Genomic DNA, 16634 nt, shown 5'->3' with positions numbered 1-16634 from the left:
CGCTCAGGTGCGGGGCGGGGTGTCCGGCAGCTCGAGGTCGGGCTTGTCCAGCTCCTCGACGTTGACGTCCTTGAACGTCAGCACCCGCACGTTGCGGACGAACCGGGCCGGGCGGTACATGTCCCACACCCAGGCGTCGGAGAGCTTCAGCTCGAAGTAGACCTCCCCGCCGGCCTCCCGGACCTGGAGGTCCACGGAGTTGGCGAGGTAGAACCGCCGCTCGGTCTCCACCACGTAGGTGAACTGGCGGACGATGTCCTTGTACTCGCGATAGAGCTGCAGCTCCATCTCGGTCTCGTACTTCTCGAGATCCTCGGTGCTCATCGGTCCTCGGTGCTCGTCGGTGGCTCGCAGGACACAGGGCGCATGTCCCCATCATCGTGCATGGCGTCGTCGCCGGGCAGCCGGTGGACCCGCCCGGCGTGGGCATCGCGCGCCCGCGCCACGTTGACGAAGCGCATCCGGTGCGCCGGACTGGGCCCGTGCCGCTCCAGCGCGGCGGTGTGCACGTCGGTGATGTAGCCCTTGTGGCCGGCGAAGTCGTACTCCGGCCACCGCTCGTGCAGCTCGACCATCACGCGGTCCCGGGTCACCTTCGCCAGCACCGACGCGGCGGCCACGCAGGCGGCGACGCGGTCGCCCTTCCACACGGCCAGGCCCGGCCGCGCGAGCCCTGGCACCGCGAACCCGTCGGTGAGCACGTAGTCCGGTTCGGGATCCAGGGTGCACACCGCCCGGCGCAGCGCCTCCAGGTTGGTGACGTGCATGCCGCGGGCGTCCAGTTCCTCCACCGGGATCTGCACCACCGACCAGGACACCGCCCGGTCGAGGATCTCGGCGTAGACGCGCTCGCGGGACGCGGCGGTCAGCAGCTTGGAGTCGGCCAGGTCGGGCACCCGACCGCGCTTGCCCGCCGGCAGCACGCACGCAGCGGCCACCAGCGGCCCGGCGCACGCGCCCCGACCGGCCTCGTCGGCGCCGGCGACGGCCGTGAACCCGCGCCGGCGCAGCGAGCGCTCCATGTCCCAGAGCGCGTCGGCGCGCTCCTCGCCGGCCGTCGGCCGGCGCCGGCGGGACGCCGGTGCGGCGGTGGAGTGAACGGGACGGGCAGCCATCGGTCACCGACAGTACGACGCCGGGGAACCCCGTTCCGGACCGACACTGGCCCGTCCCCGGACGCACGCAGGGCCGGCCCTGGAGAGGACCGGCCCTGCATGCGGAGGAACACTCGAGGGGCGGGGTGCCCCTCGCGACTCAGAGCTCGACGGAGACCTCGGGCTCCTCGGCGCGCACGGCGCCGTGGGCACCGCAGGTGCACACCGGGCTGCGCGAGGACAGCACCAGCGAGACCGCGTGGGCACGGTCGCGGGCACCCAGCTTGCGCAGGATGGCCTTGACGTGACTCTTGACGGTGTCCTCGCTGATGAACAGGTTGCGGCCGATCTGCCGGTTGGACTGGCCCTGCAGCAGCTCGTCGAGCACGTCCTGCTCGCGCCGGGTCAGGGGCACCTCGGGCGTGAAGGGCTTGGCAGCCGGGGTGGCCGACGGCTCGACCCGGCGGATCTGGGGGTCGACCACGGTGCGGCCGGCGCGGGCGGCCAGGATGGCCCAGCCCAGGAGGGTCGGCGAGGTGTTGATCAGCAGGTAGCCACCGACGCCGGCGGCGAGCGCCTCGTTGACGACCGCCGGGTCCTCGGAGGTGGCCAGCGCGACGATGGCGACCCGCGGGAAGCGGCGGCGCAGGTCGCGGCAGGCGTTCAGCGTGGCGGCGCGGCCGGAGCCCAGCTCGACGACCACGGCGTCCGGACGGGCCGTCTCGGCCAGCGTCATGGCGCGGCGCAGCTCGCCGGGGGTGCCGACGGACTGCATGCCCGCGGTCTCGTTGATCATGCTGACCAGGCCACGACGCAGGACGGGCGCGTCGGCGAGGAGGAGCACGCGGGTGACCCCGCGGGCGGTGCTCGCCATAGGTGCAGACACAACAGACTCCGTTTCACTCCGAATTGCTTGCACAACCTCCATCGGAAGGGTGAAACGGTTGCTTGAACACTTTTCCGACATTTTTCCGATTTCCCGGATGCAGATCGACCAATGCGCTCCGGGTCACACCCGCACCATCGGTCGTGCATTGACGCGCACGGCGGAGCCATTCGGGAATGGCGGGGGTGGAACGACGACGGACCGCGCCGTGGGTACGGCGCGGTCCGCGAGGTCGGAGCGGGATCAGCGACGACGGCGCCGGCGGCGTCGCCAGGCGACCACGGGGACGGCGCCGACGAGGCCCACCGCCGAGGAGGCGAGCAGGTCGGGGCGCACCCCGGCGGTACCGGCCTGCACCCCGCTGGCGGACGCCTCGACGTCCTGGATGTCCGGCGAGCCGACGAAGCCGAAGCGGTTGATCGGCCACACCCGGATCGCGGCCTTGCCGATGACGTCGTCCACGCCGATGGTGCCGGAGTAGCGGTCGGAGACGTGCGCCTTGGAGTCGGAGGAGGCGGACCGGTGGTCGCCCATCACCCACAGCCGGCCCTCGGGCACGGTCACCGGGGCGAACGAGCGCTGCTCGGTCGGGGTGTTCTCGTAGATGTAGGGCTCGTCGAGCGGTTCGCCGTCGACGGTCACCCGGCCCTCGGCGTCGCAACACTCCACCGTCTGCCCGCCGACGGCGATGACCCGCTTCACGAAGTCGTCCTCGCTGGGCGGGGCGACGCCCACGGTGCGGCCCAGCCACAGCATGCTGCTGGTGAACCAGTTGCCCGGCTCGGCGACGGTGACCTCCGGGGTCCAGGTGTCCGGGCCCTTGAAGACGACGACGTCGCCGGGCTCGGGCTCGCCGAACCAGTAGGGCACCTTGTTCACCAGCACCCGGTCGCCGGTGCACCCCGGGCAGCCGTGCAGGGTCTGCTCCATCGACCCGGACGGGATGAAGAAGGCCTGCACGAAGAAGGTCTTGACCACCAGCGCCAGCAGGAACGCCACGACGAGCAGCACGGGCAGCTCGCGGAGCAGGGACCCCTTCTTCCCCTCGGCGTTGCGGCGTCTCCGTCGTCCGGCGCGGCCCTCGGGCTCGTCCATCGGGCCCTCCGGGTCGGCTGCGGCACGGGTGTCGCGTGGCGGGTCGGGCTCCCCCGGGACGACGTCGGCGGGCCCCCCGGGCCGTTCACTGCTCATCGAGAGCAGCGTACGGCGCGGAGGGCCCGCCGGAGACGCAGACGGGCGGAACGACCGCCCGGATGTCAGCGCAGGTCAGCGTGCGACGACGTCGCGCTTCTCCTTGATCTTGGCGGCCTTGCCGCGGAGCTCGCGCAGGTAGTACAGCTTGGCGCGGCGGACGTCACCGCGGACCAGGACCTCGATCTTCTCGACGACCGGGGTGTGCACCGGGAAGGTGCGCTCCACGCCGACGCCGAAGCTGACCTTGCGGACCGTGAAGGTCTCGCGGATGCCGCCGCCCTGGCGGCGGATGACGACGCCCTGGAAGACCTGGATGCGGGAGCGGTTGCCCTCGACCACGCGGACGTGCACCTTGACGGTGTCACCCGGGCGGAAGGTCGGGATGTCGTCGCGCAGCGAAGCGGCGTCGAGTGCGTCCAGGGTGTTCATCGCGGCAGTCCTCATGTTCTGGCAGTGGCTCGTATGCGGTCGGACAGCGGAGCACCCCGGCTGTCCGTGCCCGGGAGCTGCGGACTCCCCGGGGGAACTCCCGTCGACGCGGCCGACGGTGCGCAGCAGTGGTCCATCGTGCCACATCTTCAGGTGACGATGCGCGGTACCCCGGTCCAGGGGCCGTCGAGCAGCGCGGGGAGCAGCTCGGCCAGTTCGCGGGGTGCGAACTCCTCGCTGCTCGCGGCGATCTCCCCCGCGCTCCACCAGCGGTGCGGCTCGTCGCCCAGGACCTCCAGCTCGGTGCGGCCACGTGCATCGACCTCATGCACGACGTCGCGGAGCACGAAGTAGGTCTCGCGGTTGTCGAACGCGACGCCCGCGAACGGCCCGACGAAGCGCCGGAGCCAGACCGGGCCCTCCAGCGCCGCCGGGTCGACGTCCAGGCCGATCTCCTCCGCCAGCTCGCGGACCGCGGCGGTCCGCAGCGACTCGCCGTCCTCCACGCCGCCGCCGGGGGTGTACCAGAACAGGACCTCGCCCGGAGGGATGTCCGGATCGGTCAGCCGGGCCCGGAGCAGCAGCACCCGCCCGGCGGGGTCGAGGACGACGACGCGCGCCGAGGGCCGCACCACCGCCGTACCGGGCACGCCGCTCAGCGTCCCTCGAGCGCCGCAGCCTCGGCGTCGTCCAGGGCGCCGTCGGGCAGCGCCGCCAGCAGGTCGGGACGGCGCTCGGCGGTCCGCCGCAGCGACTCCGCGCGCCGCCAGCGCTCGATGGCCGCGTGGTCGCCGGACAGCAGCACCGGCGGCACCTCGTGCCCGCGCCAGGACGCCGGCCGGGTGTAGGACGGGCCCTCGAGCAGCCCGTCGGCGTGCGAGTCGAACTCCACCGACTCCCGGTTGCCGACCACCCCGGGCAGCAGCCGGGTCACAGCCTCGACCATGACGAGCACGGCCGACTCGCCGCCGGCCAGCACGTAGTCGCCGATGGAGACCTCGGAGACCGGACCGGCCTCGGCAGCCCAGTCGGCGACCCGCTGGTCGATGCCCTCGTACCGCCCGCAGGCGAAGACCAGCCCCGGCTCGGCGGCCCACTCGGCGGCCAGGCGCTGGGTGAACGGACGGCCGGCCGGGGTGGGCACGACCAGGCGGGTGCCCGGCGGGCGGACCGCCTTCAGCGCCTGCGCCCACGGCTCGGGCTTCATCACCATGCCGGGGCCGCCGCCGTACGGGGAGTCGTCGACGGTGCGGTGCACGTCGTCGGTCCACTGCCGCAGGTCGTGCACGCCGATGCTCACCAGGCCGCGCTCGGCGGCCTTGCCCAGCAGCGACTGACGCAGCGGGGCGAGGTACTCCGGGAAGATCGTGACGACGTCGACGCGGAAGCTCACAGCTCGAGCAGCCCCTCGGGCGGGTCGACGACGAGGAAGCCGCCGGCCACGTCGACGGTCGGCACGATCGCGGCCACGAAGGGGACGAGCACCTCCCCGCCCTCGCCACGGCGGACCACGAGCAGGTCCTGCGCCTCGTGCCGGACGGCGGTGACCTCACCGATCACCGACCCGTCGGGCAGCCGCGCGCTGAGCCCGACCAGCTGGTGGTCGTAGAAGGCGTCGGGGTCCTCGATCTCGGGCAGCTCGGCCACCGGCACCAGCAGCATCGTGTTGCGCAGCGTGTCGACGGTCTCGCGGGCGTCGTAGACCTCCCCGGAGGGAGCGGCGAGCTGGAGCAGCAGCGTGCCGCTGTGCCAGCGCTTGTCCACGACGGTCAGCGGACCCCGCGCGGCCGGGTCGGTGCGGAGCACGGTCCCCGGGGCGAAGCGCAGATCGGGGTCGTCGGTGCGGACCTCGACGGTGGCCAGACCACGGACACCGTGGGGCCGGCCGATGCGGCCGACCACCACGGTGTCGTCGTCGTGCGGTGTTCCTGGCAAGGGAGAGGTGCTCAGCGCCCGTCGGTGTCGACGACGTCGACCCGCAGGCCGCGTCCGCCGACGCCGGTCATCACCTGGCGCAGCGCCTTGGCGGTCCGGCCGCCGCGGCCGATGACCTTGCCGAGGTCGTCCGGGTGCACCCGGATCTCCAGGGTCTTGCCGCGGCGGTTGGTGAGCAGGTCGACCGTCACGTCGTCCGGGTGGTCGACGATGCCCTTGACCAGGTGCTCGAGCGCGTCTTCGAGCACGTCTTACTCGGCGGGCGTCTCGGCCGGGGCGGCGTCCGCCTCGGGAGCGGCGGCCTCGGCTGCCGGGGCCTCAGCAGCGGCCTTCTTCGGCGCGGCCTTCTTCTTGGCCGTCGTCGCGTCGGTGGTGGGCTCGTCCATGCCGGAGCGGACGGCGGCCTCGTAGAGGGCCTTCTTGTCCGGCTTGGGCTCGGCGACCCGCATGGGCGGCGGCGCGGCCTCGCCCTTGAACTTCTGCCAGTCGCCGGTCACCTTGAAGATGGCGGTGACGGCCTCGGTCGGCTGGGCGCCGACACCGAGCCAGTACTGGGCCCGCTCGCTGTTCACCTCGATGAAGGAGGGCTCCTCCTTGGGGTGGTACTTGCCGATCGTCTCGATCGAGCGGCCGTCCCGCTTGGTGCGGGCGTCGGCGACGACGATGCGGTAGTACGGCGCGCGCATCTTGCCCAGGCGCATGAGCTTGATCTTGGTGGCCACGGTGTGTGGTGTTCTCCTCGAACGCTGTGTGGTTGCCCGCCGGTGCGGCGTGTGGGGGTACGCCGGGGCGGAGCGATGGACACGGTCGGCACCGGTGAGAGGGCCGCTGCCGCCATGTTCGACCCGCCATGATGCCAGATCGCGAGAGGAGCCCCGTGGACAGGATGAGTCCGCTGCACCACATCGAGCTGTGGGTGCCCGATCTGCCCCGCGCCGAGCGCTCGTGGGGGTGGCTGCTCACCCGCCTCGGCGCCGAGCCGTACCAGTCGTGGGAGCACGGCCGGTCCTGGCGCTGGATGCCCGACGGGACCTACGTAGTGGTGGAGCAGTCGCCGGCACTCGTGGGCGACCGGCACGAGCGCCGCTCCCCCGGCCTGAACCACCTGGCGTTCCGGGTCGGCTCCCCCGGTGACCTCGACGCCCTGGTCGCCGAGGCGCCCGACCACGGCTGGGCGCTGATGTTCACCGACCGGCACCCGTTCGCCGGCGGCTCGGAGCACCGCGCGGCCTACCTCGAGGACGCCGACGGCTACGAGGTCGAGCTGGTCGCCGATTAGCCCCGGACGGCGGCCAGCACGCGGGCAGCGGCCTCGGCGACCGGCACCTCCTCGCGTTCGCCCGACGCCCGGTCGCGGACCTCGACGACGCCCTCGGCCAGACCGCGCCCGACCGTCACGATGGTCGGCATCCCCAGCAGCTCGGCGTCCTTGAACTTCACGCCGGGCGAGACCTTCGGCCGGTCGTCGTAGAGCACGGTGAGCCCGGCGGCGACCAGCTCGCCGGCCAGCGCCTCGGCCGCCTCGAACACGGCGGCGTCCTTGCCGGTGGCGACGACGTGCACGTCGGCAGGCGCCACCTCGCGCGGCCAGACCAGCCCGAGCTCGTCGTGGGTGGACTCGGCGATGGCCGCCACGGCGCGGGAGACGCCAATGCCGTAGGAGCCCATGGTCACCGTGACCAGCTTGCCGTTCTCGTCGAGCACCTTGAGGTCCAGCGCCTCGGCGTACTTGCGGCCCAGCTGGAAGATGTGGCCCATCTCCACGCCGCGGGCGAGCTCCAGCGGGCCGGAGCCGTCGGGCGCGGGGTCACCGGGGCGCACCTCGGCGGCCTCGATGACGCCGTCCCAGGTGAAGTCGCGGCCGGCGACGAGGTCGAAGACGTGCTTGCCCGGCTCGTTGGCGCCGGTGATCCAGCGGGTCCCGGCGACCACCCGCGGGTCGACCAGGTAGCGGATCTTCGACTCGCTCTCCGCACCCAGCACCTGCGGGCCGATGTAGCCCTTCACCAGCAGCGGGTGCTGGTCGAACTCGGTGAACGCCTCGATCTCCGCCGGCGCGAGCTGCGCCTCGAGGCGCTTGTCGTCGACCTCGCGGTCGCCGGGCAGGCCGATGACGAGCGGTTCGCGGGTGCCGTCGGGGTGCACGACGCTGACGACGACGTTCTTCAGCGTGTCGGCCGCCGTGTAGCCGGCCTCCGGGAAGAGCTGCTGCGCCACGGCGACCAGCGACTCGATCGTCGGGGTGTCGGGGGTGTCCTCGACGTGCGCGGCCGGCAGTCCGTCGAACGGGACCTCGTCGGGGACGACGGTGGTGACGGCCTCGACGTTGGCCGCGTAGCCACCGGCGGAGCGGACGAAGGTGTCCTCGCCGATCTCGGTCGGGTGCAGGAACTCCTCGCTCTTCGAGCCGCCCATCGCGCCGGACATCGCCGAGACGATCACGTACTCCAGGCCCAGCCGGTCGAAGATCCGGATGTAGGCGTCGCGGTGCTGCGCGTAGCTCCGGTCCAGGCCGGCGTCGTCGACGTCGAAGGAGTAGCTGTCCTTCATCGTGAACTCGCGGCCGCGGAACAGCCCCGCCCGGGGCCGCGCCTCGTCCCGGTACTTGGTCTGGATCTGGTACAGCGAGACCGGCAGGTCCTTGTAGGACCCGTAGAGGTCCTTCACCAGGAGCGTGAACATCTCCTCGTGCGTGGGGCCGAGCAGGAAGTCGTTGCCGCGCCGGTCCTGCAGCCGGAAGAGGTTCGGCCCGTACTCGGTCCAGCGGTTGGTCGCCTCGTAGGGCTCGCGGGGCAGGAGCGCCGGGAAGTGCACCTCCTGCGCGCCCATCGCGTCCATCTCCTCGCGGATGACGCGCTCCACGTTGCGGAACACCCGGTAGCCCAGCGGCAGCCAGGTGAACCCGCCCGGCGCGGCCCGGCGGATGTAGCCGGCGCGGGCCAGGAGCCGGTGGCTGGCGACCTCGGCGTCGGCCGGGTCGTCGCGGAGGGTGCGCAGGAACAGCGTCGACATGCGAAGGAGCACGGTCGCAGTCTCCCAGGCCCGGCGAGCGATTTCTCCCGCCGGGCCCGGGAGCGCTCAGTCGTCGGCGCCGTGCCCGCCACCGACCCGGCCGGCGGAGTCGTCCCCGGGGGCGTCGTCCGAGCCCGTCGTGGGCAACGACGACGACGTCGGTGACGTGGACGGCGACGAGGACGACGAGTCGTCGAGGCCGAACACCGGCTCGGTGCCGGTGCAGACCACGTGCACCTCCACCTTCTGCTCCCCGCTCTCGAACTCCATCTCCCCCGGGTCGTTCGAGTCGTCGACGAACCAGCCCGCGGCGGGGACGCCGGCCAGGACGGGCGTTCCCGTGGCGCAGTCGGCGACGACGGTGCCCCCGACCGTGTCGTACTGGCCGGTGGCCGACGGGGAGGACGACGCGGTGGTTCCGGACGTCGGCGCGGCGGAGGTGGTGGTCACCGACGCCGGCGTCGATCCCGGCGACGCCGAGGCGTCGACGAGGGACACGGCCAGGAAGCCCAGGCCGACAGCAGCCGCCGCGGACACGGTCCAGGCGGTTCCGAGTGCAATGGTTCGCTTCATGGCGCAGACCCTCCGACGGCGAGGGTTAACGGCGCCCCAAGACGGCGTCAAGGGCACCACCGGATCGGGTCGACACGCACCTGCGGGCGGGCGAGCGCCGCTAGCGTCCCCGGCATGGCCCAGCTCCTGGTGGTCGAGGATGACGAGCGGATCCGCGCGGCGCTGATCCGCGCGCTCCGCGACCGCGGGCACGCCGTGACCTCGGCGGGCACCGCGCTCGACGGCCTGCGGCTGGCCGTCGACGAGCGTCCCGACCTGGTGCTCCTGGACCTCGGGCTGCCCGACCTCGACGGTCGCGAGTTGCTGCGGATGCTGCGGGCGGTCTCCGCCGTCCCCGTCATCGTCGCGACGGCCCGCGACGACGAGGAGAGCATCGTGCAGGCGCTCGACGCCGGCGCCGACGACTACGTCGTCAAGCCCTTCGCGGCCGGACAGCTGGAGGCCCGGATCCGGGCGGTGCTGCGCCGCGCCGCCGGCGACGCCGAGGCGACCTCGGCCGCGGTGACCGTCGGCGACGTGACGGTGGACCCGCGCAGCCGGCGGGTGACCCGGGCGGGCCGGGCGGTGGAGCTGTCGCCCAAGGAGTTCGACCTGCTCGCCTACCTGGCGGCCCGCGCCGGCACCGTCGTCACCAAGCGGGAGCTGCTCACCGAGGTGTGGCAGCTCCCCTACGGCGGATCGGACAAGACCGTCGACGTCCACCTGTCCTGGCTCCGCCGCAAGCTCGGCGAGTCCGCCGCCGAACCGCGGCTGCTGCAGACGGTGCGCGGGGTGGGCGTCCGCCTGGCCGAGCCCGAGCCGTGAGGCGGCAGATCACGCTGCTCGTCGCGGCGACCACCTCCATCGTGCTGCTGGCGTTCCTCCTGCCGGCCGCCTCGCTCGTGGCCCGGGTGGCCGAGGCGCGGGCGCTGGACGCGGCGCAGGCCCAGCTGCAGTTCCTGACCCCGTCGGTGGGGCTGGACCCGCGCGAGCAGGTCGCGGCGGGGCTGGTCGGCACCTCCGACGACCTGCGCACCGCCGTCCGCTGGACCGACGGCACCTGGCTCGGGGACCCCGCCGACCGGGACGTCGGCACCCCGTCGGGTGCCGCGCGGACCGACTCGGCGTCCGGGGTGCTGCTGCTGCAGCCGGTGCAGCGGGCCGACGGCGAGGCGCTGATCGAGGTCTTCGTCGACGCGGAGACGCTGCGCGCCGGGGTGACCCGCACCTGGCTGGTGCTCGGGGCGCTGGGGGTGACCCTCCTGGTCCTCGCCCTCGTCGTCGCCGACCGGCTGGCCCGCACGATGACCCGTCCCGTCACCGAGCTCGCCGAGACCGCCCACCGGCTGGGCAACGGCGAGCTCGCCGCCCGCGCCACGCCCGCCGGCCCCGCCGAGGTGCGCGCGGTGGCCGGTGCGGTCAACCGGCTGGCCGGGCGGATCGGCGAGCTGCTGGACGCCGAACGGGAGAACGCCGCCGACCTGGCCCACCGGCTGCGCACCCCGCTCACCGCGCTGCGGCTCGACGTCGAGGGCCTGCCGCCGGGTGACCGCGAGCGGCTGCTGGACGACGTCGACGCGGTCAGCCGCGGCATCGACGAGGTCATCTCCGAGGCACGCCGCAGCGTTCGCGAGGGGCTGGGGGCCGGCTGCGACGCCGGCGCCGTGGTCGGCGAGCGGGCCCGGTTCTGGTCGGTCCTCGCCGAGGAGGAGCACCGCACCCTCACCGTGGAGCTGCCTGCGGCGCCGACGCCGGTCCGGGTGTCGGCGGCCGATCTCGGCGCCGCCGTCGACGGGCTCCTCGGGAACGTCTTCGCGCACACCCCCGAGGGGACGCCGCTCACCGTCGCGGTCCGGCCGGGGCCCGCGGGCGGCGGCGAGCTGATCGTCCGCGACGCGGGGCCGGGCATGCCCGAGGGCGCCGTCGCGCGGGGCCGCAGCGGCGCGCACTCCACCGGTCTGGGCCTGGACATCGCCCGGCGCACCGCCGAGGGCTCGGGCGGCCGGATGACGATCACCGCATCCGGCTCGGGCACCACCGTGACGCTCGTCCTCGGGCCGCCGTCGGCTGCCTAGCCGACGACGCGACCGCGCAGGATCGTCCGCTGCGGCGACCGCAGGGCGTCGAGGTCGGCGCGCGGGTCCCGGTCGTAGACGACGACGTCGGCGACGGCGCCCTCCTCGATGCCGCGCAGCCCCAGCCACTCGCGCGCCCTCCACGAGCCTGCGGCCACCGCGTCCGCGGCGGGGATGCCGGCCTCGCACAGCGCCCGGATCTCGTCGGCGATCACCCCGTGGTCGATACCGCCGCCGGCGTCGGTGCCCGCGAACACCGGCACGCCCGCCTCGAACGCGGCCCGCACGACGGCCCCGGAGTTCGCGTACAGCCGCCGCATCGTGCTGGCGTAGGTCGGGAACTTCTTCTCCCCCGCCGCGGCGAACCCAGGGAAGTTCTCCACGTTCACCAGCGTCGGGACGACGGCGGTGCCCCGGGCGGCCATCTGCCCGATGAGCTCCTCGGTGAGGCCGGTGCCGTGCTCGATGCAGTCGATGCCGGCCTCGATGAGGGCGGGCAACGCGTCGGTGCCGAAGGTGTGCGCGGTGACCCGGGCGCCCTCCTCGTGCGCCGCCGCGATCGCCGCGGCCACGACGTCGGCCGGCCACTCGGGAGCCAGGTCGCCGACGGAGCGGTCGATCCAGTCGCCCACCAGCTTCACCCAGCCGTCGCCCCGTCGGGCCTGCACGCGGGTCTGCTCGACGAGGTCCTCCGGCTCGATCTCCACGCCCAGCCCGGGGATGTAGCGGCGGGTGCGGGCGATGTGCCGCCCGGCGCGGATGATCGTCGGCAGGTCGGGGTCGCCGTCCAGCGCCCGGGTGTCGACCGGTGAGCCGCAGTCGCGCAGCGCGAGCACGCCGGCGTCGCGCTCGGTCAGCGCCTGGGCGCGCGCCGCGGAGAGGTCCTCCGCGTGCCCGCCGCCGCGCAGGATGCCGACGTGGCAGTGCGCGTCGACCAGGCCGGGGAGCAGCCAGCCGCCGCGGCTGACGGTCTCCGCGCCCGGCACCGGCTCGAAGGTGAACCGCCCCTCGCGCACCCAGACGTCGCGGTGCTCGCCCTGGGGCAGCACCACACCGGACAGGTGCAGCGGGGACGGCGTCGGGCTCACCGGCCGCTGCCGTCCTTGAACTGGTCGAAGTTCAGCTTGGTGAGGTCGGGCAGGCCCTGACCCGGCGGCAGGCTGGGCAGGCCGCCCGCGCCACCGAACGGGTTGCCGGCGCCGGGCGGCAGCCCGGGGGCGCCGACCGGACGGCGGGCGGGGCCGCCCTTGCCCTTGCCGCCCTTGCCCTTCTTGCCCTTTTTCGACTGCGCCTGCATCTGCCGGCCGCGGGCCTTCTTCGACATCGGCCCCATGCCCGGCATGCCCATGCTGCCGGCCATCTGGCCCATCATCTTCTGGGCCTGGGCGAACCGCTCCAGCAGGTTGTTGACGTCGGTCACCGTCACGCCCGAGCCGTTGGCGATGCGGACCCGCCGCGAGGCGTTGATGATCTTCGAGTTGACCCGCTCCTGCGGCGTCATCGACCGGATGATCGCCGCCACGCGGTCCAGCTCGCGGTCGTCGACCTGCTTGAGCTGCTCCTTCATCTGGCCGGCGCCGGGCAGCATGCCGAGGAGGTTCGCGATCGGCCCCATCTTGCGGATCGCCATCATCTGCTCGAGGAAGTCCTCGAGGGTGAAGCCCTCGCGGGAGGCGAGCTTGCCCGCCATGCGCTCGGCCTGGTCGGCGTCGAAGGTCTTCTCGGCCTGCTCGATCAGGGTGAGCACGTCGCCCATCCCGAGGATGCGCGAGGCCATCCGCTCGGGGTGGAAGACGTCGAAGTCGGTGAGCTTCTCGCCGGTGGAGGCGAACATGATCGGCTGGCCGGTCACGTGCCGCACCGACAGCGCCGCACCACCGCGGGCGTCGCCGTCGAGCTTGGTCAGCACCACGCCGCTGAACCCGACGCCGTCCTGGAAGGCCTGCGCGGTGGTGACGGCGTCCTGGCCGATCATCGCGTCGACGACGAACAGCGTCTCGTCGGGCCGCACCGCGTCGCGGATGTCCGCGGCCTGCTGCATGAGCTCGGCGTCGATGCCGAGGCGGCCGGCGGTGTCGACGACGACGACGTCGTGCATGGTGCGCCGCGCGTGGTCGATCGAGTCCCGCGCCACCTGCACCGGGTCGCCGACGCCGTTGCCCGGCTCGGGCGCGAAGACGTCGACACCGGCCTGTCCGGCGACGATCGACAGCTGGTTGACCGCGTTGGGGCGCTGGAGGTCCGCCGCGACGAGCAGCGGCGTGTGCCCCTGCTCCTTGAGCCAGCGGCCGAGCTTCCCGGCGAGGGTCGTCTTGCCGGCACCCTGGAGACCGGCCAGCATGATCACCGTCGGCGACTGCTTGGCCAGCCGGATGCGGCGGGTCTCGCCGCCGAGGATGCCGATGAGCTCCTCGTTGACGATCTTGATGACCTGCTGCGCCGGGTTGAGCGCCTGGGAGACCTCCGCGCCGCGGGCGCGCTGCTTGACCGCGTCGATGAAGGCCCGCACGGCGGGCAGCGCGACGTCGGCCTCGAGCAGCGCGATGCGGATCTCGCGCGCGGTGGCGTCGATGTCGGCGTCGGTCAGCCGACCCTTGCCCCGCAGGCCGGTGAAGACCTTGTCCAGGCGGTCGGAGAGGGTCTCGAACACAGCACGTCCTCAGCTGGAGTCACGGGCACGGGAGACCCGTGCCACCTGACCCCAGGGTATCGACTGCGGCTACGCGGCGATGCGGGCGCGCACGGTGGCGGCCACCACGGCCGGCTGCAGCACGACAACCCCGGTCACGAGGGCGGTGCCGCAGTCGACGCAGGCCCACTCCGGGCAGTGCCCGCCGTCCTCGGTGTGCCCGTCGGTGCACGGCGGCTGGACGAACTCGCGCTCGTCGCCGCAGTCGGAGCAGTGCCACAGCTCGCGGTCCACGCTCGATCCTTCCCCCGGTGGGACCGTTCCGTCCCGCTCGGCACCGACACAAGCACGCCCCACCGACAGTTCCCGGACACCGCCGGCCGGCGTGTCTCCCACCCCGCGTCCGCCGGAGCTAGGTCCGCGGCGTCTCCACCGCCGGCCGCATCGCCGTCACCAGGGCCGCATCCACCCGCTGCCGCTGCTCCGCGTCGACGGCGTCACCGGAGGGGTTGCACACGTAGAAGCTGTCCACCGCGTCGGCGCCCAGGGTCTCGATCCGGGCCGAGGTGACGTCGAGCCCCTCCCCCGCGATCGCCGCCGTCAGCCGGTACAGCAGTCCCGCGCGGTCCCCGGCCCGCACCTCGACGATGCCGGTCGCTGCCCCGCTCACCTCGCTGTTGTGCCAGGAGATCCGTGGCGGCGCGGACCGCACGCCGTCCTCCCGGTAGTCGGCCTCCCGCTGCCGCAGCCGCTCGGCCAGGGACAGGGTGCCCTCCAGCGCGGCCCGCACGCCGTCGGCCAGGATCTCCGGCACCGGGGCCCGGCCGAAGCGCGGGCGCACGGCGAACACGCTGGTGGCGTAGCCGTCGGCCACGGTGATCTTCGCGGCCCGGACGTCGAGCTGGTTGAGCGCCAGCACGCCGGCGCAGGTGCTCAGCAGACCGGGCCGGTCGGGCGCCCCGATGGTCACCTGCTGGCCGTCGGCGACGTCCTCGATCCCGACGGTCACCAGCCCCGGGACGTCGGGGATGGCGGCGGTCACCTGAGGGGTGGCGGGGTGCAGCACGGGGCTGGTCTCCTCCACGGGCCCGCCGACCAGCTTCCCCTGCACCCGGGCCACCAGCGCGGCGACGAGGTGCGCCTTCCACGGGGACCAGGCCGAGGCGCTGGTGGCGGCGCCGTCGGCCTGCGCCAGCGCGTGCAGCAGCTGGAGGACGGCGGCGTCGGCGCCGATCGTGGCGGCGACCCGGTCGATGGTGGCGGGGTCGTCGATGTCGCGGCGGGTCGCCGTCGCCGGGAGGAGCAGGTGGTGGCGCACGAGCGTGCCGATCATCGCGACGTCGGCCTCGGCGAAGCCCATGCGGGCGGCGATGGCCGCGGCGATCGGCTCCCCCACCTCGCTGTGGTCGCCCGGCCAGCCCTTGCCGATGTCGTGCAGCAGCGCGGCCACCAGCAGCAGGTCGGGCCGGTCGACGTCCCGGGTCAGCTCGGCGGCGGCGGCCGCGGCCTCGACGAGGTGGCGGTCGACGGTGAACCGGTGCCAGGGGTGGCGTTGCGGCAGCGACCGCACGCGGTCCCACTCGGGGATCAGGCGGGACAGCAGGCCCTCCTGGTCCAGCTGCTCGAGCACCGGGACGGCGGAGCGCCCGCTGGCCAGCAGCCGGAGGAACGACCAGCGCACCTCCGCGGGCCACGGCTCGGGCAGCTCCTGGCTGTGCACCGCCAGGACCTTGAGCGTGTACGGCGAGAGCAGCAGGTCGACCCGCGCCGCGGCGGCCGCGGCCCGCAGCAGCAGCCCCAGATCGGCGCCGGGGCGGGCGTCGCGGGCGAGCACGACCTCGTCGCCCTGGCGGACCACGCCCTCGGCCAGCGGCTCGCGGCGCACCCGCCGGTACCGGCTGCGGGGACGGCGCACGAGCGCGGCCTCCACCCGCCGCCAGGTCTCGTCGGCGACGAAGGCCAGCCGGCGGCCGGCCAGGCTGACCTCGCGGAGCAGGGCGTCCTCGCCCGGCAGGCCCAGCGCCACGGCGACCGGCCGCTGCTCCTGGCGGACCAGGACGTCGGTCGGCCGGCCGCTGCGCCGGCGGAGCTCGTCGCGGACGTCGAGCAGGAAGGAGTAGGCGGCCTCGACCTCGGCCGTGGGCTCGTCGGCCAGCTGGGCGGCCGCCACGGCGCGCAGCACCTGACCCTCGCGCAGCCCGCCGAAGGCCTCCTTGAGGTCGGGCTCGAGCAGGAAGGCCAGCTCCCCGACCTGCCGGGCGCGGGTCCGGCGCAGGTCGCGCAGGGCGGGCAGCAGCCGCGACCCGGCCTGCCGCCAGCTGGCGAGCGTGGCGGTGCGCAGCCGGGCGGCGAGGTCCGCGTCGCCGGCCACCAGCCGGGCGTCGAGCAGCCCGAGCCCGGCCTTGACGTCGCTGGAGGCCACCGCGACGGCGTCGTCGACCGAGCGCACCGAGTGGTCCAGCCGCAGACCGGCGTCCCACACCGGGTACCAGAGCGCGTCGGCGACGGCCGCGATCTCCGGGCGGCCGTCGTGGACCAGCACGAGGTCGAGGTCCCCGTAGGGCGGCAGCTCGCGGCGGCCCAGGCTGCCGACGGCCACGAGCGCCAGGCCGTCGGTGCCGGTGCGGGGCGGGGCGCCGCCGCGGCGCGGGAGGGGCGGGGGTGTGCCGGCGACGGCGTCGTCCAGCAGGCCCGCGAGCCAGCTGTCGACGACCTGCACGCGGTCGGCGCGGCCCAGTCCCGGCAGCGCCTCGGTGTCCAGCACGTGTTCCCCCTCCGGTGGTCCAGCAGGAAGTGCGACGGCCGGGGTGGTGGGCGGTGCCACCACC

General features: G+C 74.1%; 19 protein-coding genes. 3 read left to right on the top strand and 16 right to left on the bottom strand.

Features of this window, described 5'->3' with window-relative positions; all coding sequences use genetic code 11:
• Positions 1–3 precede the first annotated feature (3 nt).
• From DQ239_RS11535 to rpsP, 10 genes are all read right to left on the bottom strand, one after another.
• Positions 4–324, bottom strand: a complete 321-nt coding sequence (locus DQ239_RS11535; RefSeq protein ID WP_091764971.1) for a DUF2469 domain-containing protein — start codon at positions 322–324, stop codon at positions 4–6.
• Positions 321–1115: a ribonuclease HII gene (locus DQ239_RS11530; protein WP_113834543.1), complete on the bottom strand. Its 795-nt coding sequence runs from the start codon at positions 1113–1115 to the stop codon at positions 321–323. The genes DQ239_RS11535 and DQ239_RS11530 overlap by 4 nt, the downstream gene beginning before the upstream one ends.
• Before the next feature lie 139 nt (positions 1116–1254).
• On the bottom strand, positions 1255–1968 hold the full coding sequence (locus tag DQ239_RS11525; RefSeq protein WP_113834542.1) for a response regulator transcription factor: 714 nt from the start codon (positions 1966–1968) through the stop codon (positions 1255–1257).
• Between the two features lie 255 nt (positions 1969–2223).
• On the bottom strand, positions 2224–3171 hold the full coding sequence (lepB, locus tag DQ239_RS11520) for a signal peptidase I (RefSeq protein WP_113834541.1): 948 nt from the start codon (positions 3169–3171) through the stop codon (positions 2224–2226).
• 75 nt (positions 3172–3246) lie between these two features.
• Positions 3247–3603, bottom strand: a complete 357-nt coding sequence (gene rplS, locus DQ239_RS11515) for a 50S ribosomal protein L19 (protein ID WP_113834540.1) — start codon at positions 3601–3603, stop codon at positions 3247–3249.
• Positions 3604–3752: 149 nt separating this feature from the next.
• Positions 3753–4253 (bottom strand): NUDIX domain-containing protein, encoded by a 501-nt coding sequence (locus DQ239_RS11510; protein ID WP_199582898.1) that lies wholly within the window; start codon positions 4251–4253, stop codon positions 3753–3755.
• 5 nt (positions 4254–4258) lie between these two features.
• Positions 4259–4996, bottom strand: coding sequence for a tRNA (guanosine(37)-N1)-methyltransferase TrmD (trmD, locus tag DQ239_RS11505; protein ID WP_113834539.1), 738 nt, complete (start codon positions 4994–4996; stop codon positions 4259–4261).
• Positions 4993–5538 carry a ribosome maturation factor RimM gene (rimM, locus tag DQ239_RS11500; protein WP_199582896.1) on the bottom strand — a complete coding sequence of 182 codons (546 nt, stop codon included), beginning with the start codon at positions 5536–5538 and terminating at the stop codon, positions 4993–4995. The genes trmD and rimM overlap by 4 nt, the downstream gene beginning before the upstream one ends.
• A gap of 11 nt (positions 5539–5549) precedes the next feature.
• Complete coding sequence (locus tag DQ239_RS11495) at positions 5550–5786, bottom strand: RNA-binding protein (protein ID WP_113834537.1); 237 nt, start codon at positions 5784–5786, stop codon at positions 5550–5552.
• A 3-nt stretch (positions 5787–5789) separates the two neighbouring features.
• Positions 5790–6260 (bottom strand): 30S ribosomal protein S16, encoded by a 471-nt coding sequence (rpsP, locus tag DQ239_RS11490; RefSeq protein ID WP_113834536.1) that lies wholly within the window; start codon positions 6258–6260, stop codon positions 5790–5792.
• A gap of 164 nt (positions 6261–6424) precedes the next feature.
• On the opposite strand from rpsP, the gene DQ239_RS11485 reads away from it, so the two are divergent.
• Positions 6425–6817, top strand: coding sequence for a VOC family protein (locus DQ239_RS11485; protein ID WP_113834535.1), 393 nt, complete (start codon positions 6425–6427; stop codon positions 6815–6817).
• On the opposite strand, the gene DQ239_RS11480 is transcribed toward DQ239_RS11485, so the two are convergent.
• Together DQ239_RS11480 and DQ239_RS11475 are read right to left on the bottom strand one after the other, a co-directional pair.
• A complete protein-coding gene (locus DQ239_RS11480) occupies positions 6814–8562 on the bottom strand; it encodes a proline--tRNA ligase (protein WP_113834534.1) in 1749 nt (582 codons plus the stop codon). The genes DQ239_RS11485 and DQ239_RS11480 overlap by 4 nt on opposite strands.
• A 54-nt stretch (positions 8563–8616) precedes the next feature.
• Positions 8617–9123: a hypothetical protein gene (locus DQ239_RS11475; protein WP_147252088.1), complete on the bottom strand. Its 507-nt coding sequence runs from the start codon at positions 9121–9123 to the stop codon at positions 8617–8619.
• A gap of 114 nt (positions 9124–9237) precedes the next feature.
• Between DQ239_RS11475 and DQ239_RS11470 the strand changes: the two genes are divergently transcribed.
• A complete protein-coding gene (locus DQ239_RS11470) occupies positions 9238–9927 on the top strand; it encodes a response regulator transcription factor (RefSeq protein WP_113834532.1) in 690 nt (229 codons plus the stop codon).
• A complete protein-coding gene (locus DQ239_RS11465) occupies positions 9924–11177 on the top strand; it encodes a HAMP domain-containing sensor histidine kinase (RefSeq protein WP_113834531.1) in 1254 nt (417 codons plus the stop codon). The genes DQ239_RS11470 and DQ239_RS11465 overlap by 4 nt, the downstream gene beginning before the upstream one ends.
• Here the strand turns inward: DQ239_RS11465 and DQ239_RS11460 are convergent.
• From DQ239_RS11460 to DQ239_RS11445, 4 genes are all read right to left on the bottom strand, one after another.
• Positions 11174–12265, bottom strand: a complete 1092-nt coding sequence (locus DQ239_RS11460; protein WP_233489097.1) for an amidohydrolase family protein — start codon at positions 12263–12265, stop codon at positions 11174–11176. The genes DQ239_RS11465 and DQ239_RS11460 overlap by 4 nt on opposite strands.
• On the bottom strand, positions 12262–13827 hold the full coding sequence (gene ffh / locus DQ239_RS11455) for a signal recognition particle protein (protein WP_113834530.1): 1566 nt from the start codon (positions 13825–13827) through the stop codon (positions 12262–12264). Before ffh ends, DQ239_RS11460 begins: the two co-directional genes overlap by 4 nt.
• Before the next feature lie 69 nt (positions 13828–13896).
• The gene (locus DQ239_RS11450; RefSeq protein ID WP_113834529.1) at positions 13897–14100 is read right to left on the bottom strand and encodes a hypothetical protein; all 204 of its coding nucleotides are present in this window, start codon (positions 14098–14100) and stop codon (positions 13897–13899) included.
• Positions 14101–14218: 118 nt separating this feature from the next.
• Positions 14219–16570, bottom strand: coding sequence for a [protein-PII] uridylyltransferase (locus DQ239_RS11445; RefSeq protein WP_113834528.1), 2352 nt, complete (start codon positions 16568–16570; stop codon positions 14219–14221).
• Between the last annotated feature and the right edge of the window lie 64 nt (positions 16571–16634).

Source organism: Blastococcus sp. TF02-09 (genome assembly GCF_003319105.1).
Lineage (GTDB): Bacteria > Actinomycetota > Actinomycetes > Mycobacteriales > Geodermatophilaceae > Blastococcus.
The sequence above is the reverse complement of the archived record's forward strand: the minus strand, read 5'-3'. Positions and strand labels throughout refer to the sequence as shown.